Raw genomic sequence first — 24,700 nt, 5'->3', positions numbered from 1 at the left:
CCATGGTTGCCGATAAATGGAGATTGCATTGACTTTGCCGGTTCAGAACGCAGCAACAGCGTCATCGCGGAAGAATGCGCGCCTTGAGCTCGATGGCATCAGGCGATCTTTCGGCGCTTATAACGCCCTTGATGGCATCGACCTCACGATCGAACCCGGCGAATTCATCGCACTTCTCGGCCCCTCCGGCTGCGGAAAATCCACCGCGCTGAACTGCATTGCCGGCCTGCTTGGCCTGTCCGGCGGCGAAATCCGCCTCGGCGGCAATCGCATCGACCAGCTGGAGCCGGAAAAGCGCGGCTTCGGCATGGTCTTTCAAAGTTACGCCCTCTTCCCGCACATGAGCGTTCGCAAGAATGTCGGTTTCGGCCTTGCCATGCAGGGCATCAGCGGCACGGAAGCCGACAAGCGCATCATCGATGCGCTGGCGCTCGTGCGTCTTGAAAGTCAGGCGGACAAGCTGCCCGGCCAGCTCTCCGGCGGCCAGCAGCAGCGTGTCGCCATTGCCCGCGCAATCGTCATCCGCCCGCCGATCGTGTTGATGGACGAGCCGCTCTCCAACCTCGACGCCAAGCTGCGCCTGGAAATGCGCGCCGAAATCCGCGGTATCCACGACCAGATCGGCTCGACGACCATCTATGTCACGCATGACCAGGACGAAGCCCTGTCGCTTGCCGACCGCATCGTTGTCATGAGCCAGGGTCATATCCAGCAGATCGGCACGCCTCAGGATCTCTACCAGCGCCCGGTCAATCTCAACGTCGCCGATTTCATGGGCTTCCGCACCCGCATTCCCGGGCGCGTCGTCTCCATCTCCGGCACCGAGGCCGAAATCGAGGCCGCGGGTGCGCGACTGACCGGCACGATGCGCGACACATTGAAGGTCGGCGATGCCGCAGTGCTCTCCGTGCGTCCCGAAGATCTCGTTGCGACCACCGACGACAGCGGCATTCCCGTCATTGTCGCGAACACCGAATATCGCGGGCGTGCCTTCTTCGGTATGGCCCGTTCGGCGGACGGATCGGAGCTGTATTTCCGCTCCGATGATGCGTTGCCGCGCGGCTCTGCCACCACTCTGCAGCCCGTCGCGGGGCGCTCGCTGGTCTTCAAAGGGGCGCCAGCATGAATGGCGGTCCCTCACTGAAAACCCGGCTTGCCGCTCAGGGCCTTGACGGCACGACATTGCTGGTGCTGCCAGGCCTGATCTTCATGATCGCCCTCTTCATCTACCCCTTCGTCTACGGCGTTGCGGATTCACTGATGCCGAAGGATGGCGGCGTTTGGTACGAAAATTACGCGAAATTCTTCTCGGACCAGTTCCAGTACGGCACGATCGCCAATACGATGTGGCTTGCCTTGCCGGTCACGATCGTCAACCTGGCCTTCGCAGTCCCGGTTGCGTTTCGCGTCCGACTGATGCGGCGACAGCGGCTACTGACGACGATCCTCGTACTGCCGATTACGCTCGGTACTGTCTTCGTCGCCGATGGTCTGCTGACTTTTCTCGGCCCGCGCGGCTGGTTCAACGAGACGCTCATCCTGTTCGGCATCCTGGATTCACCGGTCAAGCTCACCAACAATTACTGGGGTGTTTTCGCCTCGCTGCTGATTACCGGCTTCCCCTTCGCCTTCCTGCTGACGTTGTCCTATATCACCGGCATCGACCCGGCGATCGAGCAGGCTGCCGCCACGCTCGGCGCCAATGCACGGCAGCGCTTTACGCGCGTGTTCCTGCCGCTCCTGGTGCCCGGTCTCGCCGTGACTTTCTGCCTTTCCTTCGTGCAGGCTTTTGCCGTCTTCCCGTCCGCCGTCCTGCTCGGCGCGCCGGCTGGTCCGACGCGCGTCATCTCGATTGCAGCCTATCAAGCCGCCTTCGAGCAATATGATCATTCCTACGGCACGGCGATCGCCATTATCATGGGTGGCGTCGAGCTCATTGTTGTCGTCGCCGTCCTCGGTGCGCGTTCCTTCTTCTACCGCGGCCCGGCCGGCGGCACGAAAGGCTAAGCCATGATCCGTGACCAGGGCCTTACCTCGAAGATCTGGCGCATCGCCGTCTGGGCGCTCGCGACCCTCTTTGTCCTCAACCTGCTTGCGGTCATCGCGGCCGTGATCGTCAACTCTTTCGCCACACGCTGGCTCGGCACATGGCTGCCGCGCGGCTGGACGGATCGTTGGTATTTCAGCGCCTGGAGCGAATTCCAGCTATCCAGCGTCGTCATCGTTACCTTCGAGATGGCCTTTGTCGTCGTCATCATCTCGGGCATTCTGGGCGTATTGACAGCCTATGCTCTGGCGCGGCGCGATTTCCCGGGCAAGCGCGCCATCATTCTGCTCTTCCTGCTGCCGCTGCTGATCCCACCGCTGACCTACGGCATTCCGCTGGCAACAGTGCTCTACCAGCTCGGGCTCGGCGGCACCTTCTGGGGCGTCGTGCTGATCAACCTCGTGCCGTCTTTCCCCTTCGTCGTGCTCGTCATGATCCCGTTCATCGAGCAGATCGATCCACGCATTGAGGCCGCCGCCCGTGTCTTCGGTGCCGGCACCACCAGCCTCTTTATCCGCATTCTGCTGCCGCTCCTGCTGCCCGGCATGCTGGCAGCACTTCTGCTCGTGCTGGTGCGCACGCTCGCGATGTTCGAGCTGACCTTCCTCATCGCCGGACCGCAGACCCAGACGCTTGTCGTCTCTCTCTATTATGCGGTCTTCGCATCCGGCGTACGAGCCAGCCAATCAATCGATGCGATGGCGGTGATCTATATGGTGACGACGCTCTTCTGGCTCATCATCGCGCTGCAATTCGTCAATCCGACCCAGATCGTCGCCCGCGCCAAGCAGCAATCGGCGCATTGAGGCATGTCGCGCAACGCGTGAATCAGTTTTGCGCGACATGCTGAAAAGGCGCTGCTGCCGGAAACCGGCCGCAGCCACTTCAATCAGTAGACTTCGGGAACATACATTTCCGGCGGAACCGGGGTGCGGTGGTAGTCATCGTGACGCACGCGATCCGGCAGCACGATCCCTTCCTTCGGAACGTCCTCATACGGGATCTGGCCGAGCAGATGGGCAATGCAATTGAGGCGCGCGCGTTTCTTGTCGACGGCCTGAACAACCCACCACGGCGCTTCCTCAATATGGGTGCGGGCGAGCATTTCTTCCTTGGCCTTGGTATATTCCTCCCAATGGACGCGGCTCTGCAGGTCCATCGGCGAGAGCTTCCACTGCTTCAGCGGATCGTGGATGCGCATATTGAAGCGGAACTCCTGCTCCTCATCGGTGATCGAGAACCAGTACTTGATGAGGATGATGCCGGAGCGGACCAGCATGCGCTCGAATTCCGGCACGGAGCGGAAGAACTCTTCCAGCTCGTCCTTCGTGCAGAAGCCCATGACCCGCTCGACGCCGGCACGGTTGTACCAACTGCGGTCGAAGAGCACCATCTCGCCCGCCGACGGCAGATGCGGCGTGTAGCGCTGAAAATACCACTGGTTCCGCTCGCGTTCGGTCGGCGCCGGCAGCGCCACGACGCGGCAGACGCGCGGATTGAGGCGTTGGGTCACGCGCTTGATTGCACCACCCTTGCCGGCGGAATCGCGGCCCTCGAAAAGCACGACCACCTTCAACTTCTTGTAGTGGACCCAGTCCTGAAGGCGAACCAGCTCATGCTGCAGACGGAAGAGCTCGCGGAAATAGAGTTTGCGCTCGAGCGTCTGTTCCGCCTCGCCGGACATGCCCTCGGCGACCAGCTCGTCGAGCCGGTCCTCCTCCATCTGCATTTCCAGCTCCTCGTCGAAGCTGTCGGCGATTTCGTTCTTGATACGGTCGAGCTGAGTGTTTTCGATCATGGCACGCTCCCTGTTCAATTCGCTCGATAAAGCACGTTCTCGCCATAGCTATATGACAGAGTTGCGACGATCGAAAATTTGCTTTGACAAAACGCAAAACTGGCAAGCGCAAGAGACCGTCCGCCGAGCCTTTCGTGATCAGTCTGCCAGGCATGGTTTGCAGGTCTGACAGGTAGCGGCAGCTTGTACCATGTCAAGTTTTATGTATACATTGACGTCGCTGAGCAATTTTCGCGACAATGGCGTTTTCCTCTGGAGGAGAGAAGAAAAACGTTCAGGTCGCGGCATATCTCCGGGAGAGAGATATGATGCGCAACAATGGGAGGAGTATACATGATTTCGTTTTCAAGAAGACTATTGATAGCAGGCGCGGCGCTCGCCACGCTTGCTGGGGTGCCTGCATTTGCGCAGGAAACGGTGAAGATCGGCGTGATCCTGCCGATGACAGGTCCTTTTGCCTCAACCGGCCGTCAGGTCGAGGCCGGCGCGCGCGCATACATGGCAATCAATGGCGACACGGTTGCAGGCAAGAAGATCGAGCTCGTGCTGCGTGACGACGCGGGCACGGCCGACCAGACCCGCCGCATCGCCCAGGAACTCGTCGTCAATGATGGCGTCAAGATGCTCGTCGGCTTCGGCCTGACGCCGCTTGCCATGGGTGTCGCCCCGGTTCTCAACCAGGCAAAGGTTCCGGCGATCATCACCTCGGCCACGACCTCGGCCATCATGAAACAGTCGCCCTATTTCGTGCGCACCTCGATGGGCGGTCCGCAATCCGTCGTTCCGGTCGCCACCTGGGCAGTCCAGAACAACCTCAAGCGGGTCGTCACCCTGGTGACAGACTATGGGCCGGGCATCGACATCGAGAAGGGCTTTACCGACCAGTTCAAGAAAGAAGGCGGCACGGTTGTCGAAGCACTCCGCGTTCCCCTGCAGAACCCCGATTTTGCACCCTTCCTTCAGCGTGTACGCGACGCTAAGCCCGATGCCCTCTTCGTCTTCGTGCCATCAGGTGTCGGCGCAATCTTCATGAAGCAGTTCGTCGATCGCGGTCTTGCCGATGCCGGCATCAAGCTGATCGCCACCGGCGACGTCACCGACGAYGATCTCCTGAATGGCATGGGACCGGCCGCCAAGGGCGTCATCACCGGTCATTTCTATTCGACCGATCACGACAGCCCGGAAAACAAGGCTTTCGTCGCCGAAGTACGCAAGGCCAACAAGAACATGCGCCCGAACTTCATGTCGGTCGGCGGCTATGATGCCATGCATGTCGCTTATGCCGCACTCGAAAAGACCGGCGGCGACACGGATGGCACCAAACTCGTCGACGCCATGAAGGGCATGGAATTCGTCAGCCCGCGCGGGCCCATCACCATCGATCCTGATACACGCGACATCGTGCAGGATATCTACATGCGCGAGGTCAAGGAGAAGAACGGCGAACTCTACAATGTCGAGTTCGCGACCTATCCGAAGATCCACGATCCGAACGCGGCTGCCAAGTAAGCCCAGGGAACGGGCGGCGGAAGCAATTCCGCCGCCTGCATGCAGTGAGGTCTCATGCTGACAATCCTGTTCGACGGCATCGCCTATGGCATGCTTCTCTTTGTTCTCGCCTGCGGATTGTCGGTCACGCTAGGCCTGATGAATTTCGTCAATCTGGCGCACGGCGCCTTTGCCATGGCTGGTGGTTACGTCACCGTCATCATGATGAACCGCTATGGCATTTCCTTCTATTGGTGCCTGCCTGCCGCCTTCATCGTCACCGCACTCGTTGGCGTCGTGCTGGAACGGTTGCTGTACCGGCGCCTCTATTCGGCTTCCCATCTTGATCAGGTGCTGTTTTCGATCGGCCTCGTCTTCATGGCGATATCGGCCATCGATTATTTTATGGGCGGCCAGCAGCAACTGATCAACCTGCCACCCGAACTCAGCGGCCGCTTCGGCTTTCTGGGCATCGATATCGGCCGTTACCGGCTCTTCATCATCATCATCTGCGCGGTTCTCACCGTCGCACTGCAATTGGCGCTCACCCGCACCCGCTTCGGCAGCCAGCTTCGCGCCGCTGTCGATGACGGACGTGTCGCACGCGGCATGGGCATCAATGTCTCCGTCATCTTCGCGCTGACCTTCGCACTCGGCTCCGGCCTTGCCGGCCTCGGCGGCGCGCTCGGCACCGAACTGCTTGGTCTCGACCCGAACTTTCCGCTGAAGTACCTGATCTATTTCATGATCGTTGTCACTGTCGGCGGCACCTCGTCGATAACGGGCCCCTTCATTGCCGCGTTGCTGCTCGGCATTGCCGATGTCGCCGGTAAATATTACGTGCCGCAGCTCGGCGCCTTCATCATCTACGCCGTGATGATCCTCGTGCTGATCGTCAGGCCCCATGGCCTCTTCTCCCGGGAGGGCGGCCGATGAGCGGCGAACACAGCAACGCCTCCAGCAAGGCCATGGAACTCCTGAAGCGCGCCGGCCGCTGGCAGATCTGGGAATTCGCTCTCTGGCTGGTCGCCATCGCCGCGATCTTCACACTGCCGTCGCAGATGCTGATCCTGACGGAGATCGCTATTCTTGCGCTCTTCGCCGTCTCTCTGGATCTCATCCTCGGTTATGCCGGCATCGTCTCGCTCGGCCATACCGCCTTCTTCGGCCTCGGCGCTTATGCCGCCGGTCTGTTTGCAATTTATGTCTCAGGCGAGCCCCTCATCGGCCTGGTGGCCGCCGCCCTCGTCAGCGGCCTCTTCGGCTTGCTGACGAGCTTCCTCGTGCTGCGCGGCTCCGACCTTACCCGCCTCATGACAACTTTCGGCGTTGCCATGCTACTCGCCGAACTCGTCAACCAGGCCGCCTGGCTCACCGGCGGCGCCGACGGCCTGAGCGGCGTGATGCTGAACCCGATCCTGGGCTATTTCGAATTCGATCTCTGGGGCCGCACCGGATATATCTACTGCCTGATTGTGCTTGTCGTTCTGACCTACATTGCGCGGCGTATCGTCAACTCGCCCTTCGGCCTGTCTCTCAAAGCGATCAAGCGCAACCAGCGCCGAGCCTCCATGCTCGGCATCTCGCCCACCCGCCGCATCGTCGCGGTCTATACGATCTCGGCTGCCTATGCCGGCATCGCGGGCGCGCTGCTGACGCAGACGACCAGCTTCGTCTCGCCCGACGTGCTCGCTTTCCACCGTTCTGCAGAGGTGTTGCTGGTGCTTGTCATCGGCGGCGTCGGATATCTCTATGGCGGCGTCTTCGGAGCCGTCAGCTTCTCCATCCTGCGCAACTGGCTGTCGGTCATCACGCCGCAATATTGGATGTTCTGGATCGGTCTCGTCCTGATCATCATCGTTCTGGTTGGCCGCGAGCGTCTGACCCGCTGGCAGACCTTGTTGCCCGGTGCTGCGCGCCACCGACAACAGGCAAACATGCAGCATACCATTGCGGAGGAGAGCAAATGACCATTGCCCTCGAAACACGCCATCTCGTCAAACGCTTCGGCGGCTTCGTCGCCACCAATGATGTCTCGCTGCAAATCCGCCATGGCGCACGCCACGCCCTGATAGGCCCGAACGGCGCTGGCAAGACCACGATCATCAACCTACTGACTGGCGTTCTGACGCCGAACACCGGCGAGATCCTGCTTGCCGGCGAGGATATCACCGGCGTTTCCTCCTATCGCCGCGTCGGCAAGGGCCTGTCCCGCACCTTCCAGATCAACCAGCTCTTCGGTGATTTCACGCCGCTCGATTCCGTCATGCTGGCGATCAGCGAGCGCAAGGGCCATGGTCGCTTCGCCTGGCGGCCGCTTTCGGCAGACCGCGAAGTTGCCGATGAAGCAGCCGCCTTGCTTGAGCGCTTCCGCCTTGTCGATGTCATGGGCATGCCGACGACGCTGCTGCCCTACGGCAAGCAGCGCCTCCTGGAGATCGCCCTTGCGATTGCGATGCAGCCGAAAGTGCTGCTGCTCGACGAGCCGGCCGCCGGTGTTCCCGAAGAAGAGCGCCATGAGGTTCTCGGCATCGTCCGCGAACTGCCCGCCAATGTTACGGTCGTGCTAATCGAACACGACATGGATCTCGTCTTTTCTTTCGCGGACCGTATTTCGGTGCTCGCTGCCGGTGCTCTCTTTGCCGAAGGCACCGTCGCCGAAATCTCCAAAGACCCGCAGGTCAAAGCCATCTATCTCGGGGAGGATGCCTGATGGCCGAATTGCTTCGGGTCGAACGCCTCATCGCCGGTTATGGTGAAGCCCATGTGCTTGCCAAGGTCGATTTTACGCTGGAGGAAGGCCGCTCTCTGGCCTTGCTCGGCCGCAACGGCGCGGGCAAGACGACCCTGCTCAACACCATTATCGGCGTCACCACCCACCACGCCGGTTTCATCCACCTGCAGCAGCGCGACATCACCCGGCTGCGCGCGGAAAAGCGTGCTCCCCTCGGCATCGGCTGGGTGCCGCAGGAGCGCAATATCTTCCGTTCGCTGACGGTAGAGGAAAACCTGACGGCGAGCGCGCGGCCCGGCGCCTGGAATGTCGCCCGCATCTACCAGATGTTCCCGCGGCTGCAGGAACGTCGCCGCAACCTCGGCAACCAATTGTCAGGCGGCGAGCAGCAAATGCTCGCCATCGCCCGCGCCCTGATGCTCAATCCGAAGGTGCTGCTACTCGATGAGCCGCTGGAGGGCCTCGCGCCGATCATCGTCGATGAACTGCTGGCAGCGCTGCGCCGCATCGTCACCGGCGAAGGCATGTCGGCAATCATCGTCGAGCAGAAGGCCCGTAAAGTATTGCCGCTGACGGACGAGGTCATCGTGCTCGAACGTGGCGCGGTGACTTACCGCGACACATCCGAAGCACTTCTCGCCTCACCGGAAATCCTCGAAGCACATCTCAGCGTCTAGATTTATGCCTCGCGCGGCGGCACGCGGGTAATGCGCGCGCCGAGCGCGTTGAGCCGCTCCTCGATCCGCTCATATCCCCGCTCGATCTGCTGGGCATTGTTGATGACGCTCGTTCCTTCGGCGCACATGGCAGCAATCAGCATCGCCATGCCGGCGCGAATGTCGGGGCTCTCCACCTGCGCAGCACGCAGCTTGGACGGGCCGGCGACGATCGCGCGGTGCGGATCGCAAAGCACGATGCGCGCACCCATGGTAATCAGCTTGTCGACGAAGAACATCCGGCTTTCGAACATCTTCTCGAACATCAGCACCACGCCATCGCACTGCGAGGCGGTGACGATGGCAATCGACATCGTATCGGCCGGGAAAGCCGGCCAGGGCTGATCCTCGATCTTCGGAATATGCCCGCCGAAATCCGGCTGGATCTTCATCTCCTGACCCGCTGGCACGACAAGATCGTCGCCCTCGATGCGGCAGCGGATGCCAAGCCTCTCGAAGGTCATCAGCGTCGAGCGCAGATGCTCAACACCCGCGCGTCGGATGACGATCTCGGAACCGGTGACGGCAGCAAGGCCGATGAGCGAGCCAATCTCGTTATGGTCAGGGCCGATGCGGTGTGAGGCGCCGCCGAGAGGCTGGCCGCCATGAATGATCATCGTATTGGTGCCGATACCTTCGATCTTGGCACCCATGGCAATGAGGAAATGGGCGAGATCCTGGACATGCGGCTCGGAGGCGCAATTGCGCAGGATCGTCTTGCCTTCAGCCGCCACAGCCGCACAGAGCGCATTTTCCGTGGCAGTGACTGACGGTTCGTCAAGGAAGACGTCCGCACCGCGCAGGTGCCTGGCACGAAAACTATAGGAACCGTTGACGCTGATCTCGGCGCCTAGCTGTTCAAGTGCCAGGAAATGTGTGTCGACGCGGCGGCGGCCGATGACATCGCCACCCGGCGGCGGCAACGTGATCTCGCCGCAACGAGCCAGCATCGGGCCGGCAAGCAGGATGGACGCGCGAATACGGGCGCACAACGCCGGATCGAGATCGGCCGGCTTGAGATCGCTCGCCTCGATCTCAAGTTCGTTGCGGCCGAGCCAGCGCGCCTTGGCGCCGACGGACTGGATCAGCTCGACCAGCGCTTCGACGTCGCGGATACGCGGCACGTTGGTCAGATACACGAGCTTGTCGGTCAGCAGCGAAGCGGCAATGATCGGCAAGGCGGCATTCTTGTTGCCGCTCGGCTGGATCTCGCCGGCAAGGCGATGGCCGCCCTCGACGATGTACTGAATTCGCTCATGCGGCTGGGCCTGTGCCACTGCTGTCATCCTTGTTCGATTCGATTTTCAGGAGGCATATCTGCGTTGTCTTTGTGACATCGGAGTGATCGCCGATCGGGAAGAGTGGCTGTTCTAACAGCTGCCATGCGTGGTCGGCTAGAGGCAATGCGCGAGGACGAATCCATGAAAAACGGCGCCCTCCCGAGCGCCGTCGCTAACACCGTGGATGGTGGTGTCGGAGTTCAGCTCTTCTTGCTACGCCAGCTGTCGGCGTAATTCTCGCGAGCTTCACGGGAATAGGGCGTGGGCGAAACACGCACGCGGATTTCCGCCTGCTTGTGCGGTTCGACCGAGGTCTTGCCTGATCCACCGTCGGGTTCGCCCCACACGAGGGTCAGCACATCGCCAACCTCAACATCGGCATCGACAATGCCGAGCGAGAGCATGCAGCGCTCATTGTAGCTATAGCCATTGAACATCGACATGCCGACCATCTTGCCGTCGCGCATGATCTTGTCGGCGCTGGTCGAGGCATAATTCGGCTGCGGGAAATCGATCCACTTGAAATGATCCTCACCCGGACGGAAGGCCGAGGCGATGACGTTGACGACATCTTCGGCATTCCACTCGAAGGTCACCTTCTTGCGGCTCGTCTGGCCCTTCATTTTCTCCAGTGCCGACTTGCCGATGAAATCGTCCTTCTTCCAGCCGATGTAGAAGTCGTAGCCGAGTTCGAACGGATTGACGTAATAGTCCTCGATATTGCTGGTAACGAAGCTTCCGCCGATGGCGCCAGTTGCCTCGTAGCTGTCGGCGCCGAGCCAGTCGCGATAGGCAGCCAGCATGCCGTCACCCGTATAGATGCCGGGCAGTGGCGACGGGATCCAGCCGGATTCCAGCGTATTGGTGGAATAGGCGCGGCTGCCGCAGCGTACGAGATCAACACCCGCCGCCTTTGCCGATTCCAGGATGACCGAGTGGATATAGGCCTTGTCCTCGTAGGGACCCCAGATTTCCAGGCCCGGCGCGCCGGACATGCCGTGACGCAGCGCATTCACGGTCTTCGAGCCGACCTTGATCTTGTCGACATGGAAGAACTTGATGTCGGGGATCGGTCCGCCATTCATCTTCTCGAAGATCTTTGGGGCATCCGGTCCCTGGATCTGGTAGCGATAATGCGTGCGCAACACCCGTTCGCCTTCCGGGCGCGAGGGCGAGCGCGGATCGTATTTGAGCCGCACGTTCCACTTGCCGTAAGCAGCGCAGAACATCAGCCAGTTGGAGGTCGGCGAGCGGCCGACGAGGATGAACTTATCATCGCGTTCGCGGAAGATGATCTGGTCGCCGATCACATGACCGGCCGGCGTGACCGGTACGAAATGCTTGGCGCGGTTCGTATCGAAATTCGAGAAGGAGTTGACGCCGTGATAGGCGAGGAACTTCTCCGCGTCAGGGCCTTCGACGGTCAATTCGTCCATATGGTGCGACTGATCGAAGAGGACGGCGGAGTTGCGCCATGCGGCCTGCTCCGAACGCCAGTTGGAGAACTCGGCCGCAACGACCGGGTATACATACATGCCGACCTTGGAATTGCGCAGCAACTCCACCGTATTGCCAGCCGACTTCAAAACTTCGGATAGGTTCGATCTCGCCACCTGATGTCCTCCCATTGGCATGCGATAATGTATACATGAAATGCCCAATGCGATCAGATTGCAAGCCTATTTTGTCCCGACAACGCCCAGGCCAATGCTCCGAAAATGAAAAAAGGCGGCCACAGGCCGCCCTTCAGAACCGGGAATTATCTGAAATTACCGATGAATCAGCGCGAGTCCCCTGATCTGTTCGATCAGTGTTGGGTCTTCCGCCAGAATGTATTCAAGATTGCGCCGCGCCGTGCGGGCATGCTCCCTGGCGATCGCTTCCGCGCGGCTGCCTTCGCGCGCTTCGATCGCGCTGACGAGCGCCCTGTGCTGGTCCTGCGCGGAGCGCAGCGAACGACGGAAGGCGGTGATATCAGCCTTGTCCGGCAGGAACGCCGAGGGCGAGGCAAAGGGCAGCGAACTTGCCCGCTCCACCTCACGCCTGATGATCTCGCTGCCGGCAAGCGCTGCAAGCTGATGGTGGAATTTTTCGTTCAGGTCGGAATAGGCATCGAAATCGACATCGTCGAGCTGCTCGCCGAAACAGGCGTCGAGCTTCAGCACCGTCTGCCTGATATCTTCGAGCGCATCGGGTGCGGCGCCGCGTTCCGCAGCGAGCCTTGCCGCCATGCCTTCCATGACACCGCGCACTTCTATCGAATCGACCACATCGGCAAAACCGAAACGGCGGACGACAAAGCCACCATTTGGCAGGCGATCGAGCAGCCCCTCCTCCGTCAGCCGGGACATGGCCTCCCGCACGGGAGTGCGTGAAATATCGAGCGCCTCCGCCAGCGGCACTTCGAAGAGGCGCGTGCCGCCCTGCAACTCGCCGCTCAAAATCTTTTCCCGCAACTCGATAACGGCGCGACGGCCATGTGTTGCGGCTTCACTCTGCTTCATCGGCGCCTCCAATCCCGGTTAAATGTATATAGCAGCCGGAACGCATACAAAACCCCACCCTGAGCCGGCATCCTAACACATAATTGTATGCATCATGCCAAAGTCCCTTCGCCAAATTGGCGTTTATGAAAGTCGATCCACTCCCATCCCTTGACACAATGTATACATTTATGATGTCTGATTTGCGGGAGGAAAATCGATGGCAACGCTCGCGCTCATTCCGGGGCTCGTGTCCGACAGCATTGTCTGGGCGCCGCTTGCCGATGCCGTCGGGCACCGCATGCCCGTGCACGCGGCTGATGTTTCGCGTGCTTCCTCGATATCGGGCATGGCAGAAAACGTTCTGGCCGCCACTGAAGGCGATTTGATTGCGGTCGGCCATTCCATGGGCGGACGCGTCGCCATGGAAATGGCTCGTATCGCACCGGATCGCATTCGCGGACTGGTCCTTGCCAATACCGGCCACCATCCGAAACGCGATGGCGAGGAAGCCAAACGCCAACAAATGATCGATCTTGGCCATCGCAGCATGGATCAACTGGCGGATCAATGGCTGCCGCCCATGCTCCACCCTGGCCGAGTGTCAGATGCCGGCTTGATCGGCCATCTACGCACCATGGTGCTACGGGCCGGCGCTGATGTCCATGAGCGACAGATTCGAGCACTTATCAATCGGCCGAACGCCAGCACCTATATGGCCGAACTCGGCTGTCCCATCCTGCTCATTGCTGCGCGTCAGGATGGCTGGAGTCCGATTACCCAGCATCAGGAAATCGCCGAAGCAGCACCCGATGCAGAACTCGTCATCATCGAAGATGCTGGCCATTTCGGCCCCGTGGAGCGCCCGGTCGAGGTGACGTCCGCGATCATCGATTGGCTGACGCGCAGATTTGGAGGAATTCATGCCTGAGAATAGCGGGACCATTCCCGATACGCCGCTTTTCGACCGCGCCAGCTCGATCCGCGGCTACCGGCTCAACAAGATGGCGATGGCGCTCGGCCAGGCGGAAAACCGCGACGCGTTCAAGGCGGATGAGGATGCCTATCTCACCCGCTTCGGCCTGAACAACGAGGAAAAGGCCGCCGTCAAAAGCCGAGACTGGCACGAGATGGTCCGCCTTGGCGGTAACCTGTTCTTCATCCTGAAGATCGCCGCTGTCGACCCGACGCCGATCACTCAGATCGGCGCCGCCCAGGCCGGCATGTCGCATGAGGATTTTCTCTACGAAAGGCTGGGAAAGAAAAGACATGGCTAGGATCATCGGTGGCCTTGGGACGAGCCACGTCCCATCGATCGGCGCCGCGCTGGACAAGGGTCTGCGCGACACGCCGGACTGGAAGCCCTTCTTCGATGGCTACGAAGCCGGCAAGCAATGGATGCGTGAGGCAAAGCCTGATATCGCCGTCGTGATCTTCAACGACCACGGCAACAGCTTCTTCCTCGACCGCGTGCCGACTTTCGCAGTGGGCGTAGCGGAAACCTATCAGCCGGTCGACGAAGGCTGGGGGCCACGCCCCATTCCCGCCTTCGACGGTGCTGCCGATTTCTCCTGGCATTTTGTCGACAGGCTGGTCGAGCGCCATTTCGATCCGCTGGTCTGCCGCGAGATCGAGGTCGATCACGGCCTGCAGGTGCCCATGGAACTGTTCTTCGGCCGGCCGGAGCGCTGGCCGGTCAAGGTTCTGCCGATCTGGGTGAACACCATCCAGTATCCGATCCCCACACCGCAGCGCTGCTGGGAGATGGGCAAGGTGCTGCGCGAGGCAATCGAAAGCTGGCCCGGCGATGAGCGTGTTGTCATCCTCGGCACCGGCGGCCTGTCGCATCAGCTGCAGGGCGCGCGTGCCGGCTTCATAAACCAGGCGGCCGACCGCGCCTGGCTTGACGGTATCGCCGCCAACCCGGAACCTTACCGCGCCATGAGCCGCGAGGATTACGTCGAGCAATTCGGTTCCGAAGGCGCCGAACTCATCATGTGGCTGGTCATGCGCGCCGCCATGAACGAGCAGGTCAATCTCATCCACAAGCACTATCACGCGCCGGCCTCCATGACCGGCGCCGGCATGGTCGTGCTGGAAAACGCCGCCTGATGCCGGTCTTTTTCCTCATGCGCTGCCTGCATCATCAAGCGCAGGATACCGCCCGCGACCTGCAGCGCGCGGCCCATCGCGCCTGGGTCCAATCGGGTGGCGAAGGCCTCGCGGTGGTGCTGATCGGCTCTGCCTTGCACGATGACAATGGAGCTTCTATCGGCAATTTCGGCATACTGGAGACGGCAGGCCTTGCCGAAGCAAAAGCCTTTGCTGAAGGCGACCCTTTCAACAAGGCAGGCATTGTGGCAAAGATCGAACTTACGCCATTGCCGGCGACATTCCAGGCCGGGCGCATCAGCGATCCGATGACACCAAGGACATAGAATTCGAGTTCCGCACCAGCGGGAGGGGGTGCCCCGGAGAGGGGCAGATGAGGGGGCTGGCAAAGCAAGGTAGGGAACGATCGAAACGAGAGTGACGGTCGCTTGTGCGCTAAGGCCCCCTCATCCGCGCTATGCGGTCCCGAACCGATTGCTCACCCCTTCTGGGGCTTCCGCCGCAATTCCAGCACACGTCCGACAGTTTCTTCCAGCCCGCCAGTCTGCCCGAGACCGCACGCTCCCATGCGTTCCTGCACCTCGGCAATCTCCATCGCCAACTCGCCACGAAGCCCAAGCGCATCGAGCGTCGCGGCGCTTTCGCGCATCTCCGCCGCCCGCCGCCGCCCATGTCGCGTCGTGCGCTCCATCTGATATTCGGCAAATTGCGGCCAGTTGAGGCCAGGGAACGAACCGGAAAGGGATGAAAGGATTTCTTCGTAGCAACCGGACGCTTTCGCCGCGAGCAAGGCCTCGACTGTGATCGCCTCCAATCCCTTGACGAATAGCGAGCGCACCATCTTGATTGCTGTCGCAGCACCAGCTGTCGGGCCAGCAATCTCGGCAGAAAACCCAAGGGCCAAAAGCTCCGGCAGCAACCTCTCAGCAGGAGCACCGGCAAGCAAAACGGGCGTCTGGTGTTTGCGCGGATGGACCGGCGCCATGACAGCCATGTCGAGATAATCGCCGCCTGCGGCTTCCACGGCGGCTGCCGTCTCCCGCTTTCGGCCCGGCGAAACGGAATTGATGTCGATCATCACCTGCCCCTGCCGCAGATGTGGCAGGAGCGGTTCGACGGCAAGCAGGCTCTGGTCGGCGGTCACAGCGCTGAACACCCAATCCGCTTCCGAAAGTCCCGCGATGCCCTCGGAAATCTCGGCGCCACGAGCGCGCATCGCCTCGCGTATAGCTTCGCCCCCTGACGCGAGCAGGATATCATAAGCGATGAAACTCAGACCCGGCCGGCTCAACCCCTCATGAAGCGCTCTTGCCGCTTCGCCATAGCCCAGAAACCCGATCCTCATCTCAGTCTCCTATATTGCGAAGGACGACGCCGCGACGAGACGCTGCCGCAATCACGCAAAGACAAATCCGTCGAAGAGCTTGCGGGCGGTGCGCAACACCGCGGCATTGCTCACGGCGCCGCTCCTGACCGTCGCGATCACGCTCATTTCTCCGGTCGGATGCTCGACCGAGATCAGTTTTTCGTCGCCGTCAGGCACGACAGCCAGTTGCGCCGCCGGCCCTTCCGGAAGAAGGCAGGCTGTCGCAACGCTGACGGCACCGAGCACGCCGATCGCATCATGGCAGCGATGCGGAATGAAGGTGCGCGTCGAGATCGCGCCCCCGGCCCTTGCGGGTGAAACCATCGTCATCTTCGGCACCGATTTCTTCGCGACATCACCGAGGTTCATCATCGGCCCCGCCCGTAGCCGGATCGCCTCCAGCTTCGATTTGAGGTCTCCATTGGCTTCGAGCACGCCAGGCGTTTCTGTCCCGTCGATACCGAGATCACTGGCCAGCATGACGACACAGGGCATGCCGTTGTCGATCAACGTGCATTCGATGCCCTCGATAACGTCAACGACACGGCCGGTGGGCAACAGGGCTCCGCAGCTCGAACCCGCCGTATCCGCAAAGGTGATCGGCACCGCCACGGCCGTGCCTGGCACGCCATCGATGCGCGCATCCCCCGCATAGGTCACCCGCCGATCCGGCGTGACAATCTTCGCGGTGGCGATCTGTCCGGTGTTTTCCATGAAGATACGCACTTCGGTCTGCCCGTCTTCGGCCTCGATCAGACCGCGCTCGATGGCAAAGGGGCCGACACCGGCAAGGATGTTGCCGCAGTTCTGCGCATCGGTGACGATAGGCTCATCAACAAAGACCTGCAGGAAGAGATAGTCGATATCGACGCCGGGCCGCTCGGATCGCTTGACGACCGCGATCTTTGAGGTCAGCGGATCCGCTCCGCCCATGCCGTCGATCTGCCGCGGATCGGGCGAGCCCATGACCCGCAGCAGAAATCCGTCACGATCCTCAGGCAGATCTTCCGCCAGGAAATAGCCGCCCTTGGAGGTTCCGCCGCGCATCCACATGCAGCGCACGCCTTCCCCAGCGCTGGGCCTAGACATATTTCAGCCCCTTCTCCGCCAGCCGTTCGCGCATCCTGTAGATATCGAGCCCGAGTTCGCCTGCGGCCAGCCGCCGGCGCTTCCCCTCTTCCGCCGCGAGCCGCTGTTCCGCCTTGTCGGCAATGTCGGCCGCCTCCTCCCGCCGCACCACGCAGACGCCGTCATCGTCGGCGACGATCACATCGCCCGGATTGACGAGCGCTCCGGCACAGACGACGGGCACATTGACGGAGCCCAGCGTCTCCTTGACGGTGCCCTGCGCAAAGATCGCCTTCGACCAGACCGGAAAATTCATTGCCTTGAGATCCGCGACGTCACGCACCCCGGCGTCGATGATGAGCCCGCGGCAGCCTCGCGCCATGGCCGAGGTCGCCAGGAGATCGCCGAAATAGCCGTCCTCGCAGGGGCTGGTCGGCGCAAGTAGCAGGAGATCGCCCGCTCTGATCTGCTCGATCGCAACATGCAGCATCCAGTTGTCGCCCGGTGGAGCGGAAATGGTCACCGCGCTCGCGGCAATCCTCGCGCCCGGATAGATCGGTCGCATGTAGCTTGCGAGCAGGCCCCTGCGGCCCTGCACCTCGTGAACCGTCGCCACGCCGCAGGCAGCGAGGCGATCGATGACGGATTGTTCCGCCCGCTGAATGTTCTGAACGACGACACCCATCAGAGCTCGTCCACCGTTCGCGGAAAGACAGACTGGAAGCCTTCCGCGTGCGTCGCCTTGCGACCGCCCGACTGGCCGCCGGAATTGCGCATGAAATGGTTGCCGCGGTTTTCGGCGACATTCTTGTAATAGTGCCAGAGGTGCTCCTGCCCCTCCATGCACTGGATCGCCGCCCATTTCTTCTCCCAGACCGGCGAAATATCGAGGAAGACGTCGGGTTTCCATTCCATCTGCTCGGTCTGATGTGGCTCGAAGAGATAGAGCTGCGGGGCGCCGAGGACCTTCTCGCCGGGATTATGGCCCCAGGCCTGCGCGATCATGCGCGCCTCGAGCGCCACCTGCGTCGCGTACATATGGTCGGTATTGTAGGGATCCCACTTGGAATGGCTGAGCATGAATTCCGGCTGCACGGCACGGATAACATCGACCAGCCGGAACTTTGCCTCCTGATCGACGACCAGCGGATAGTCGCCGAGATCGAAGAACTGGATGTCGTGCACGCCGAGCGCCTTGGCGGCATTCTCGGCCTCGACACGCCGAGCCGCCTTCACCTTCTCCAGCGTCATCCCGGCATGCTTCCAGAGCTTGGCGCTCTCGCCGCGTTCGCCATAGGACAGGCAGAGAACGGTGACCTCGTAGCCCTTTTCCTGATGCAGCGCGATAGCACCGCCGCATCGCCAGACGAAATCCGCCGAATGCGCGCTGATGACCAAGGCCGTCTTCGCCATGAACTAGTCCTTCCTCGCCACGGGGGGCGTGCCATGCGTGTGAAATGTCTCGATCGTCTTCAGGCCCCAGGCCTGGCCCTTCTTGCGCTCGGTCTCCGTCCAGGTGACGGTCGGCCAGTCGGGCCTCAGGATCAGTCGCGCCCCGGCATTGGCGAGCTCGACGCGATTGCCCGCCGGCTCCCAGACATAGAGGAAGAAGGTGCCCTGGATTGCATGCTTGTGCGGGCCGGTTTCAATGTGGACGCCGTTTTCGAGGAAGATATCTGCCGCGCGCAGAATGTCCTCGCGCTGATCGACGGCGTAGGTAACGTGGTGAAACCGCCCCCTCGCCCCGGTATGGTCCTCGGAATAGGCGATATCATAGGTCTTGTTGTTGACAGTGAACCAGCAGCCGCCAAGCCGTCCATTGTCGAGCTGGATCTGCTCCGTCACACGGCTGCCGAGCGCCCTGGTCATGAAATCACGGATCGCCCTGACATCGCTTGCAAGCAGGTTCAGATGGTCCAGTCGGCGTGGGCTGGCGCCACGCCCATGATAGCGCTGGGCAATATTCTTCAGCGCCGGACGCTCCCCTTCAGGGGCCTCGTAGACATGCGTGTCGTAGTAGAGCTCGAAAACATGACCGTCCGGATCGGTGAAGCGATAGGCGCGGCCATGTCCGGCATCGCCCTCCACCCAGCCGATGCCGCAGCCCATCTCCTCGATCACTTTCACTCGCCGCTCCAGGGCTTCCGGAGACGAGGCGCGATAGCCGACATGACCGACACCCGTTGTGTGATGGCGCACGAGCTTCAGCGTATGGAATTCGTAATCGTCGAAAGCGCGCAGATAGGCGACGCCGTCTTCGATCAGGCTCGGCGTCAACCCGTAGACCCGCGTGAAGAAATCGAAGCTTTCGTCGAAGCGGTCGCTGTAGAGCTCAACATGCCCGAGATGAGCGACATCGAAGCAAGGCTCGGTCATGGGCCAAAACCCCAAGCGACGGCTTCGTCGGCTTTCAAAAATCTCATGACAATCCTCCTCGCAGGCGGATGCCTCCACGCTCACCTGTCGTTGAAGACACTAGGAAGCTTGGCAGCGGCGGGCAATTTCGTTCTGCTGACGGGTCATAAGCTGAGGTTACAGATCGATACGGAGCTAATCTGACAGGAGCGATTCCATTCCAGAGAATGCATACTTTCTGACTGAGGTCGTGACGAATTTATCGTGTTTTCATATCAAATCGACTCACAGTGATTGAAATAGAATTCATTATGTATACATTTTGAAAGGCGTGGAGGACGCCGAAAGGGAGCGATGGAATGGCTTTGTTGAATTTTACCGGCAAATCCAGGGAGCTTACTCCGGAGCCGGAATTCGCAGACATGATCGCGGGTTGGTCGATCGAGGTCATGCCACGCACGGCCGCCAAGGTTGACGATTTTCGCGAACTCCTGCCGGCCGGGACTCGCGTCTATATCGCTCACCTCGACGGCACCCCGATCGAGGATATGGTGGCCACAGCAAGACGGCTGAACCGACAGGGCTTTCCGGTCATGCCGCATCTGCCGGCGCGCAGCATTCGTGATGTCAGCACATTGGCGGACTGGCTGGAACGATATCGCAGCGAAGCCGATGTTCGCCAGGCTCTCCTGCTCGGTGGCGGCAGGGCCACGCCTGTCGGCGATTTTCACAGTTCCATGCAATTGGTCGAGACCGGGCTTTTCGACCATCACGGCTTCACCCATCTGCATTTTGCCGGTCATCCGGAAGGCAGCCGCGATGTCGATCCGAACGGATCAACTGCCATGGCCGATCGGGCACTGCGCTGGAAGCAGGATCTCGCTTCCCGAACCGACGCCAGGCTTGCTATCACCACTCAATTCACCTTCGATCCTCAGCCTGTCATCGACTGGGCCGAACGCATCCAGGCAGCCGGCGTCACCATGCCCATCCATGTCGGCATTGCCGGTCCTGCCAGGCTGCAGACGCTGATCAAATACGCCATCTCCTGCGGCATCGGCCCCTCCATGAAGGTGCTGCAGAAGCGCGCCATGGACATGAGCAAGTTGCTGCTCCCCTATGAACCGACCGATCTTGTCGCCGCCTTTGCCGATTACAAGGCAAGAAGGCCTGAAAGCCTTATCAGTCAACTGCACATCTTCCCACTCGGCGGCATCCAGGTGGCGGCTGACTGGATGAACAAACACCGTTCCGCCGAAACTCCTATCGCGCTACCCTGACGCGGCCCGGGCTGCGGGCTTTCAGGAAGAGCCATGTCGAAGCCGATCCATCCGAACCTCCGCCACATCAGGCTCTTCACTGCTTGCGCAGAGACCAGCTCGCTGACATCGGCCGCGAGCGCCCTTGGCATCACCCAGCCGGCGGCGTCTCAGGCCCTGCGGCGGTTGGAAGAGCTTCTGGACGCGACCCTGATCGAACGCGATACCATGGCACTGACGGCGGAAGGAAAGATCGTCCTGCCGCGGTTCCGCCGCCTCTGCGACCTTATCCGCCAGGCATGCATATCGACCGCGAAAGCGGCAATCGACATCACCGAGGCGCGTCTGACATGGCCGCACCTGCACGCCATCACTTCCTTTGCCGAGCACGGCAGCTTCAGCGCCGCAGCGCGCATGCTGGAACAATCGGAGCCGGCCGTGCAGCGCGCGGCGCGCGAGGCCGAAGCCGTTATCGGCATTGCCCTCTTCGAAAATTTCGGTCGCAACGTCCGCTTGACGGTTGCAGGACTTTCCGCCGCTCGCTGGTTCAGCCTGGCGCTTGCCGAATTCGAAAGCCTGCGCGACGAACTCCAGGAGGCCCGCAATCGCTATGCTGGCCGTATTTCGATCGGTACCCTGCCGCTGACCCGAACCTTCCTGGTGCCTGACGTAATCGCGTATCTTGCCAACCGCCATCCGCTCGCACGCTTCGAAATCGTGGAGGGCAGCTACGCGGTGCTGATAGACGATCTCGAGCGAGGTCGCGTCGATATCCTTGTCGGTGCGCTGCGCAAAAACCTCGTCTCGAAAACCCTGCATCAGGAACCGCTCTTCGATTTCGAACTCAGCATCGTCGGGCGCGCCGACCATCCGCTGACGCGGCATCGCGGGATCACCCCTGACGATCTCGCTGACTACCCCTGGGTCGTCGCCCGCCGCGATACGCCTTCGCGCGAAACATTCAACGCAATGGCAGCAACCTTCCCGAAGGACAAACCCGCCCGCCAGAGCGTCGAGACCGGCTCGCTCAATGCCATCAGGGGCGTGCTCCTGAAATCCGATCACCTCGCCCTGCTCTCACGCCACCAGATCCGTTATGAGTTGGAGGCAGGCTTCCTCGCGACGGTGGACCATCCGCTGTCCGGTTCCCGCCGTCCCGTCGGCGTCACGTTACGCCGCCATTGGCTGCCGACCGCTCTCCAGGCGGAATTTCTTTCTCTGCTCAGAAAACATTCGGCAGAACTCATCTAGCCCAAACGTCTTTCACGATTGCGCGAGCGGCCCCCATGTTCTCGGAATATGCGGTAATGGTTCTCTGGCCGGGACAGCCAGTAACGATGTTTCATGGAGTTCTTCGAATGCTTTTACGCTGCGCCATTCTCGATGATTATCAGCGCGTCGCCCTGTCCATGGCCAACTGGAGCAGCATCGAGGCGAAGGTCGAGATCGACTGTTTCAACGACGGTGTCGCAGACACAGACGCCCTCATTGCCCGGCTCGCGGACTACGAGATCATCGTCGCCATGCGGGAGCGCACCGTCTTCGATGCCGAACGCCTTGGCCGCCTGCCGAAGCTCAAACTGCTGATCACGACCGGGATGGCAAATGCCTCGATCGACATGGCCGCTGCCGCCCGTCTCGGCATTACCGTTGCTGGCACAGGCGGCTTTGTCGGTTCGGCCGCCGAACTCACTTGGGCGCTGCTGATGGCGATGGTTCGCCATATCCCCTCGGAAGTCGCCAATTTCCGCGCAGCAAAGGACCCATGGCAACTGTCGGTCGGGCGCGACCTCAGGGGCCTGACGCTCGGCGTCGCCGGTCTTGGCAAGCTCGGCCGGCAGGTTGCTGCTTACGGCCGCGCTTTCGGCATGAACGTTATCGGCTGGTCGCGCTCCAACACGCCGGAGAACAGTGCCGAACTGGGCATCGGCTATGCCGCTACCCTCGACGAATTGCTGCGCGCCGCCGATATCGCCTCGTTGCATCTGACCCTGAATGCGGAAACGACAGGCATCATCGGCAAGCGCGAGCTCAGCCTGATGAAGCCGGGCGCCATCCTCCTCAACACATCCCGAGGGCCGCTTGTCGACGAGCAATCACTGATAGCAGCACTGGAAAGCGGCCATCTCGGCGGCGCCGGCCTCGATGTTTTCGACGCGGAGCCGCTGCCCGCAAATCACGCCTTTCGGCGGCTCGCCAATGTCGTGGCAACCCCGCATCTCGGCTATGTGACGGAAGAAACCTATCGCATTTTCTACGGGGACGCGGTGGAGGATATCGCAGGCTGGATCGACGGAAAGCCATCGCGTGTCCTCAATGCACAACATTGAGGGGGCTCCCCGCTTTGCAGCGGGGAGTTTTCGTCAAACGGGCGCGCGGGGATCATGCCGCGCAAGTCGGCGCAGCAGATAGTCGACCTCGGCCCGCGCGGTGGTGCTGAGCGCACTCCCGGGCTTGCGCTGCGCATCGGAGGTGATGACACCTCGACGCATCAGGACATGCTTGCGAACGGCAAGGCCGACGCCGAGCTGCTGCTCGTAGCGGATCAGCGGCAAGTGAGCGTCGAATAGATCATGCGCCTCATCACGTTTGCCGGCGGCAAACAGATTGACGAGTTCCACCAGCATGTCGGGGAAGCCATAGCCGGTCATGGCACCATCCGCACCGCGTTCCGGTTCGAAATCGAGGAACATGCCGCCATTGCCGCAGAGGATCGAGAAGGGACGGAGATCGCCGGCCTTCTGCATGGCACGCAGTTTCGAGATTTTTTCCAGGCCCGGCCAGTCCTCGTGTTTGAGCATGAGGCAGGACGGATGGTCGGATATGATCTTGGCAACGACGCCCGAGGACATGACGACCGTCAGCGTCAGCGGATAGTCTTGCAGCACCCACGGAACGTCCGTGCCGACGGCTTCGACGGCTTGCGCGAAATACTGGATGATCTGCTCGTCGGTGCGGAGCGCCGGGGTCGGCGCGATCATGACACCCGCAGCACCCATGTCCATCGCATCGCGGGCGAGCGAACGCATCGCCGCAAAACCGGCTGCGGAAACACCGACAATGACCGGCACCCTGGAACGGCCGACGACCTGACGGATGATTGCCCGCGATTCGGCGGGCTCCAGTTTCGGCGCTTCACCCATGATCCCGAGGATAGTCATGCCTGTAACGCCGCTGTCCTGATAAAAATCGGTCAGCCGGTCGATCGACGGCGTATCGAGACTCCCATCCGGCAGGAATGGCGTGGTTGCGATAGCGTAGACGCCCTTGGCGTCAGTCCCGAAGCTCATTGTGCATCCTTCCACGCCTGATAGCGTGCCTTCGTTTCAGTATTCATGGGATAGAGACCGGGCAGCGGTACGCCCCGGTCGATTTCGGTCATGATCCAGCCTTCCATACGCTCCTGCTCCGGCGCTTCGGCAAGCACCGCATCCAGCAGAGCTGCCGGGATAAGCACGGCGCCGTCCTTGTCTGTAACGACGATATCGCCGGGGAAAACCGCAACACCGCCGCAAGCGATCGGCTGCTGCCAGCCGACGAAGGTCAGCCCGGCGACGGAAGGCGGTGCCGCCATGCCGTCGCACCAGACCGGCAATCCGCTCGCAAGTACGCCTTCGAGATCGCGCACGACGCCATCGGTCACCAGGGCCGCGACCTTGCGCTTCATCATCCGGGCGCAAAGGATATCGCCGAAAATGCCGGCATCCTGCACGCCCATGGCATCGACCACGGCAATGCATCCCTCGGGCATGTCTTCGATTGCCGCTCTTGTAGAAATCGGTGAAGCCCAGCTTTCAGGCGTCGCCAGATCCTCACGCGCCGGTACGAAACGCAGCGTGAAGGCCGGACCGACGACCCGCTCCTGGCCGAGCCGTAGCGGCTTGGTGCCGCGCATCCAGACGTTTCTGAGCCCCTTTTTCAGAAGCACGGTTGTCAGCGTCGCCGTGGAGATGCCCTTCAGAGTTTCTATGGCAGCCGGATCGAGAGACATTGT

General features: G+C 61.3%; 26 protein-coding genes. 15 read left to right on the top strand and 11 right to left on the bottom strand.

All coding sequences use genetic code 11. The features are described from left to right. The first annotated feature begins 16 nt into the window (after window positions 1-16). From AC1DF8_RS20665 to AC1DF8_RS20655, 3 genes are read left to right on the top strand one after another with little or no spacing between them, the layout of a single operon-like run. Window positions 17-1,126 carry an ABC transporter ATP-binding protein gene (locus AC1DF8_RS20665; RefSeq protein WP_478154727.1) on the top strand — a complete coding sequence of 370 codons (1,110 nt, stop codon included), beginning with the start codon at window positions 17-19 and terminating at the stop codon, window positions 1,124-1,126. Then, window positions 1,123-2,007, top strand: coding sequence for an ABC transporter permease (locus AC1DF8_RS20660; protein ID WP_018114718.1), 885 nt, complete (start codon window positions 1,123-1,125; stop codon window positions 2,005-2,007). Before AC1DF8_RS20665 ends, AC1DF8_RS20660 begins: the two co-directional genes overlap by 4 nt. A 3-nt stretch (window positions 2,008-2,010) precedes the next feature. Next, the gene (locus AC1DF8_RS20655) at window positions 2,011-2,853 is read left to right on the top strand and encodes an ABC transporter permease (protein ID WP_018114719.1); all 843 of its coding nucleotides are present in this window, start codon (window positions 2,011-2,013) and stop codon (window positions 2,851-2,853) included. A gap of 83 nt (window positions 2,854-2,936) precedes the next feature. Here AC1DF8_RS20655 and ppk2 read toward each other — a convergent pair whose 3' ends face one another. Beyond that, window positions 2,937-3,845: a polyphosphate kinase 2 gene (ppk2, locus tag AC1DF8_RS20650; RefSeq protein ID WP_478154724.1), complete on the bottom strand. Its 909-nt coding sequence runs from the start codon at window positions 3,843-3,845 to the stop codon at window positions 2,937-2,939. Window positions 3,846-4,178: 333 nt separating this feature from the next. On the opposite strand from ppk2, the gene AC1DF8_RS20645 reads away from it, so the two are divergent. Genes AC1DF8_RS20645 through AC1DF8_RS20625 form a run of 5 tightly spaced genes read left to right on the top strand, consistent with a single transcriptional unit; the run spans window position 4,179 to window position 8,744 of the window. Continuing rightward, window positions 4,179-5,354, top strand: coding sequence for an ABC transporter substrate-binding protein (locus tag AC1DF8_RS20645; protein ID WP_478154722.1), 1,176 nt, complete (start codon window positions 4,179-4,181; stop codon window positions 5,352-5,354). A gap of 54 nt (window positions 5,355-5,408) precedes the next feature. Continuing rightward, window positions 5,409-6,269: a branched-chain amino acid ABC transporter permease gene (locus AC1DF8_RS20640; RefSeq protein ID WP_478154720.1), complete on the top strand. Its 861-nt coding sequence runs from the start codon at window positions 5,409-5,411 to the stop codon at window positions 6,267-6,269. Continuing rightward, entirely contained in the window at window positions 6,266-7,303 is a 1,038-nt protein-coding gene (locus tag AC1DF8_RS20635) for a branched-chain amino acid ABC transporter permease (RefSeq protein ID WP_478154718.1), read from the top strand. Before AC1DF8_RS20640 ends, AC1DF8_RS20635 begins: the two co-directional genes overlap by 4 nt. Next, window positions 7,300-8,046 carry an ABC transporter ATP-binding protein gene (locus tag AC1DF8_RS20630; protein WP_478154716.1) on the top strand — a complete coding sequence of 249 codons (747 nt, stop codon included), beginning with the start codon at window positions 7,300-7,302 and terminating at the stop codon, window positions 8,044-8,046. The genes AC1DF8_RS20635 and AC1DF8_RS20630 overlap by 4 nt, the downstream gene beginning before the upstream one ends. Continuing rightward, window positions 8,046-8,744, top strand: a complete 699-nt coding sequence (locus AC1DF8_RS20625; RefSeq protein WP_478154715.1) for an ABC transporter ATP-binding protein — start codon at window positions 8,046-8,048, stop codon at window positions 8,742-8,744. Before AC1DF8_RS20630 ends, AC1DF8_RS20625 begins: the two co-directional genes overlap by 1 nt. A 2-nt stretch (window positions 8,745-8,746) precedes the next feature. Here AC1DF8_RS20625 and murA read toward each other — a convergent pair whose 3' ends face one another. The 3 genes from murA to AC1DF8_RS20610 all read right to left on the bottom strand — a co-directional run bounded on the left by murA (window position 8,747) and on the right by AC1DF8_RS20610 (window position 12,567). After that, a complete protein-coding gene (gene murA / locus AC1DF8_RS20620; RefSeq protein ID WP_049800896.1) occupies window positions 8,747-10,069 on the bottom strand; it encodes a UDP-N-acetylglucosamine 1-carboxyvinyltransferase in 1,323 nt (440 codons plus the stop codon). A 194-nt stretch (window positions 10,070-10,263) separates the two neighbouring features. Next, a complete protein-coding gene (ligM, locus tag AC1DF8_RS20615; protein WP_113116768.1) occupies window positions 10,264-11,676 on the bottom strand; it encodes a vanillate/3-O-methylgallate O-demethylase in 1,413 nt (470 codons plus the stop codon). A gap of 156 nt (window positions 11,677-11,832) precedes the next feature. Further along, window positions 11,833-12,567, bottom strand: coding sequence for a GntR family transcriptional regulator (locus tag AC1DF8_RS20610; RefSeq protein ID WP_112543907.1), 735 nt, complete (start codon window positions 12,565-12,567; stop codon window positions 11,833-11,835). A gap of 199 nt (window positions 12,568-12,766) precedes the next feature. On the opposite strand from AC1DF8_RS20610, the gene AC1DF8_RS20605 reads away from it, so the two are divergent. Genes AC1DF8_RS20605 through AC1DF8_RS20590 form a run of 4 tightly spaced genes read left to right on the top strand, consistent with a single transcriptional unit; the run spans window position 12,767 to window position 14,984 of the window. After that, window positions 12,767-13,477, top strand: coding sequence for an alpha/beta fold hydrolase (locus tag AC1DF8_RS20605; RefSeq protein WP_478154714.1), 711 nt, complete (start codon window positions 12,767-12,769; stop codon window positions 13,475-13,477). Beyond that, a complete protein-coding gene (locus AC1DF8_RS20600; protein WP_478154712.1) occupies window positions 13,470-13,823 on the top strand; it encodes an extradiol ring-cleavage dioxygenase in 354 nt (117 codons plus the stop codon). Before AC1DF8_RS20605 ends, AC1DF8_RS20600 begins: the two co-directional genes overlap by 8 nt. Beyond that, the gene (locus AC1DF8_RS20595) at window positions 13,816-14,658 is read left to right on the top strand and encodes a class III extradiol dioxygenase family protein (RefSeq protein WP_112971269.1); all 843 of its coding nucleotides are present in this window, start codon (window positions 13,816-13,818) and stop codon (window positions 14,656-14,658) included. Before AC1DF8_RS20600 ends, AC1DF8_RS20595 begins: the two co-directional genes overlap by 8 nt. Next, complete coding sequence (locus AC1DF8_RS20590; protein ID WP_478154710.1) at window positions 14,658-14,984, top strand: YciI family protein; 327 nt, start codon at window positions 14,658-14,660, stop codon at window positions 14,982-14,984. The genes AC1DF8_RS20595 and AC1DF8_RS20590 overlap by 1 nt, the downstream gene beginning before the upstream one ends. 152 nt (window positions 14,985-15,136) lie before the next feature. On the opposite strand, the gene AC1DF8_RS20585 is transcribed toward AC1DF8_RS20590, so the two are convergent. Genes AC1DF8_RS20585 through AC1DF8_RS20565 form a run of 5 tightly spaced genes read right to left on the bottom strand, consistent with a single transcriptional unit; the run spans window position 15,137 to window position 19,468 of the window. After that, window positions 15,137-16,003, bottom strand: coding sequence for an NAD(P)-dependent oxidoreductase (locus AC1DF8_RS20585; protein WP_478154708.1), 867 nt, complete (start codon window positions 16,001-16,003; stop codon window positions 15,137-15,139). Between the two features lie 51 nt (window positions 16,004-16,054). Further along, on the bottom strand, window positions 16,055-17,113 hold the full coding sequence (locus tag AC1DF8_RS20580; RefSeq protein WP_478154706.1) for a 4-oxalomesaconate tautomerase: 1,059 nt from the start codon (window positions 17,111-17,113) through the stop codon (window positions 16,055-16,057). Next, the gene (locus AC1DF8_RS20575) at window positions 17,106-17,777 is read right to left on the bottom strand and encodes a 4-carboxy-4-hydroxy-2-oxoadipate aldolase/oxaloacetate decarboxylase (RefSeq protein WP_478154704.1); all 672 of its coding nucleotides are present in this window, start codon (window positions 17,775-17,777) and stop codon (window positions 17,106-17,108) included. The genes AC1DF8_RS20580 and AC1DF8_RS20575 overlap by 8 nt, the downstream gene beginning before the upstream one ends. Further along, window positions 17,777-18,505: a PIG-L deacetylase family protein gene (locus AC1DF8_RS20570; protein WP_112543901.1), complete on the bottom strand. Its 729-nt coding sequence runs from the start codon at window positions 18,503-18,505 to the stop codon at window positions 17,777-17,779. The genes AC1DF8_RS20575 and AC1DF8_RS20570 overlap by 1 nt, the downstream gene beginning before the upstream one ends. Window positions 18,506-18,508: 3 nt before the next feature. After that, entirely contained in the window at window positions 18,509-19,468 is a 960-nt protein-coding gene (locus tag AC1DF8_RS20565; RefSeq protein ID WP_478154702.1) for a VOC family protein, read from the bottom strand. 338 nt (window positions 19,469-19,806) lie between these two features. Between AC1DF8_RS20565 and AC1DF8_RS20560 the strand changes: the two genes are divergently transcribed. The 3 genes from AC1DF8_RS20560 to AC1DF8_RS20550 all read left to right on the top strand — a co-directional run bounded on the left by AC1DF8_RS20560 (window position 19,807) and on the right by AC1DF8_RS20550 (window position 23,036). Continuing rightward, window positions 19,807-20,727: a methylenetetrahydrofolate reductase gene (locus tag AC1DF8_RS20560; protein ID WP_478154700.1), complete on the top strand. Its 921-nt coding sequence runs from the start codon at window positions 19,807-19,809 to the stop codon at window positions 20,725-20,727. 33 nt (window positions 20,728-20,760) lie between these two features. Continuing rightward, entirely contained in the window at window positions 20,761-21,957 is a 1,197-nt protein-coding gene (locus AC1DF8_RS20555; protein WP_478154698.1) for a LysR family transcriptional regulator, read from the top strand. Between the two features lie 107 nt (window positions 21,958-22,064). Next, window positions 22,065-23,036, top strand: a complete 972-nt coding sequence (locus AC1DF8_RS20550; protein ID WP_478154696.1) for a D-2-hydroxyacid dehydrogenase family protein — start codon at window positions 22,065-22,067, stop codon at window positions 23,034-23,036. A 33-nt stretch (window positions 23,037-23,069) separates the two neighbouring features. On the opposite strand, the gene AC1DF8_RS20545 is transcribed toward AC1DF8_RS20550, so the two are convergent. Together AC1DF8_RS20545 and AC1DF8_RS20540 are read right to left on the bottom strand one after the other, a co-directional pair. Further along, window positions 23,070-23,996, bottom strand: coding sequence for a dihydrodipicolinate synthase family protein (locus AC1DF8_RS20545; RefSeq protein ID WP_478154694.1), 927 nt, complete (start codon window positions 23,994-23,996; stop codon window positions 23,070-23,072). Beyond that, window positions 23,993-24,697, bottom strand: coding sequence for a ribonuclease activity regulator RraA (locus tag AC1DF8_RS20540; protein ID WP_478154692.1), 705 nt, complete (start codon window positions 24,695-24,697; stop codon window positions 23,993-23,995). Before AC1DF8_RS20540 ends, AC1DF8_RS20545 begins: the two co-directional genes overlap by 4 nt. Window positions 24,698-24,700: the final 3 nt, after the last annotated feature.

Source organism: Rhizobium sp. 05N49, assembly GCF_056396805.1.
Note: the sequence above shows the minus strand (reverse complement) of the source record. Positions and strands in the feature narration are given on the sequence as shown.

Bases quoted from the DNA above. Each gene is read 5' to 3' on its own strand.
- AC1DF8_RS20665 (WP_478154727.1), top strand. From the start codon at position 17: ATGGAGATTGCATTGACTTTGCCGGTTCAGAACGCAGCAACAGCGTCA.
- AC1DF8_RS20660 (WP_018114718.1), top strand. From the start codon at position 1,123: ATGAATGGCGGTCCCTCACTGAAAACCCGGCTTGCCGCTCAGGGCCTT.
- AC1DF8_RS20655 (WP_018114719.1), top strand. From the start codon at position 2,011: ATGATCCGTGACCAGGGCCTTACCTCGAAGATCTGGCGCATCGCCGTC.
- ppk2 (WP_478154724.1), bottom strand. From the start codon at position 3,845: ATGATCGAAAACACTCAGCTCGACCGTATCAAGAACGAAATCGCCGAC.
- AC1DF8_RS20640 (WP_478154720.1), top strand. From the start codon at position 5,409: ATGCTGACAATCCTGTTCGACGGCATCGCCTATGGCATGCTTCTCTTT.
- AC1DF8_RS20635 (WP_478154718.1), top strand. From the start codon at position 6,266: ATGAGCGGCGAACACAGCAACGCCTCCAGCAAGGCCATGGAACTCCTG.
- AC1DF8_RS20630 (WP_478154716.1), top strand. From the start codon at position 7,300: ATGACCATTGCCCTCGAAACACGCCATCTCGTCAAACGCTTCGGCGGC.
- AC1DF8_RS20625 (WP_478154715.1), top strand. From the start codon at position 8,046: ATGGCCGAATTGCTTCGGGTCGAACGCCTCATCGCCGGTTATGGTGAA.
- murA (WP_049800896.1), bottom strand. From the start codon at position 10,069: ATGACAGCAGTGGCACAGGCCCAGCCGCATGAGCGAATTCAGTACATC.
- AC1DF8_RS20610 (WP_112543907.1), bottom strand. From the start codon at position 12,567: ATGAAGCAGAGTGAAGCCGCAACACATGGCCGTCGCGCCGTTATCGAG.
- AC1DF8_RS20605 (WP_478154714.1), top strand. From the start codon at position 12,767: ATGGCAACGCTCGCGCTCATTCCGGGGCTCGTGTCCGACAGCATTGTC.
- AC1DF8_RS20600 (WP_478154712.1), top strand. From the start codon at position 13,470: ATGCCTGAGAATAGCGGGACCATTCCCGATACGCCGCTTTTCGACCGC.
- AC1DF8_RS20595 (WP_112971269.1), top strand. From the start codon at position 13,816: ATGGCTAGGATCATCGGTGGCCTTGGGACGAGCCACGTCCCATCGATC.
- AC1DF8_RS20590 (WP_478154710.1), top strand. From the start codon at position 14,658: ATGCCGGTCTTTTTCCTCATGCGCTGCCTGCATCATCAAGCGCAGGAT.
- AC1DF8_RS20585 (WP_478154708.1), bottom strand. From the start codon at position 16,003: ATGAGGATCGGGTTTCTGGGCTATGGCGAAGCGGCAAGAGCGCTTCAT.
- AC1DF8_RS20580 (WP_478154706.1), bottom strand. From the start codon at position 17,113: ATGTCTAGGCCCAGCGCTGGGGAAGGCGTGCGCTGCATGTGGATGCGC.
- AC1DF8_RS20575 (WP_478154704.1), bottom strand. From the start codon at position 17,777: ATGGGTGTCGTCGTTCAGAACATTCAGCGGGCGGAACAATCCGTCATC.
- AC1DF8_RS20570 (WP_112543901.1), bottom strand. From the start codon at position 18,505: ATGGCGAAGACGGCCTTGGTCATCAGCGCGCATTCGGCGGATTTCGTC.
- AC1DF8_RS20565 (WP_478154702.1), bottom strand. From the start codon at position 19,468: ATGACCGAGCCTTGCTTCGATGTCGCTCATCTCGGGCATGTTGAGCTC.
- AC1DF8_RS20560 (WP_478154700.1), top strand. From the start codon at position 19,807: ATGGCTTTGTTGAATTTTACCGGCAAATCCAGGGAGCTTACTCCGGAG.
- AC1DF8_RS20555 (WP_478154698.1), top strand. From the start codon at position 20,761: ATGTCGAAGCCGATCCATCCGAACCTCCGCCACATCAGGCTCTTCACT.
- AC1DF8_RS20550 (WP_478154696.1), top strand. From the start codon at position 22,065: ATGCTTTTACGCTGCGCCATTCTCGATGATTATCAGCGCGTCGCCCTG.
- AC1DF8_RS20545 (WP_478154694.1), bottom strand. From the start codon at position 23,996: ATGAGCTTCGGGACTGACGCCAAGGGCGTCTACGCTATCGCAACCACG.
- AC1DF8_RS20540 (WP_478154692.1), bottom strand. From the start codon at position 24,697: ATGTCTCTCGATCCGGCTGCCATAGAAACTCTGAAGGGCATCTCCACG.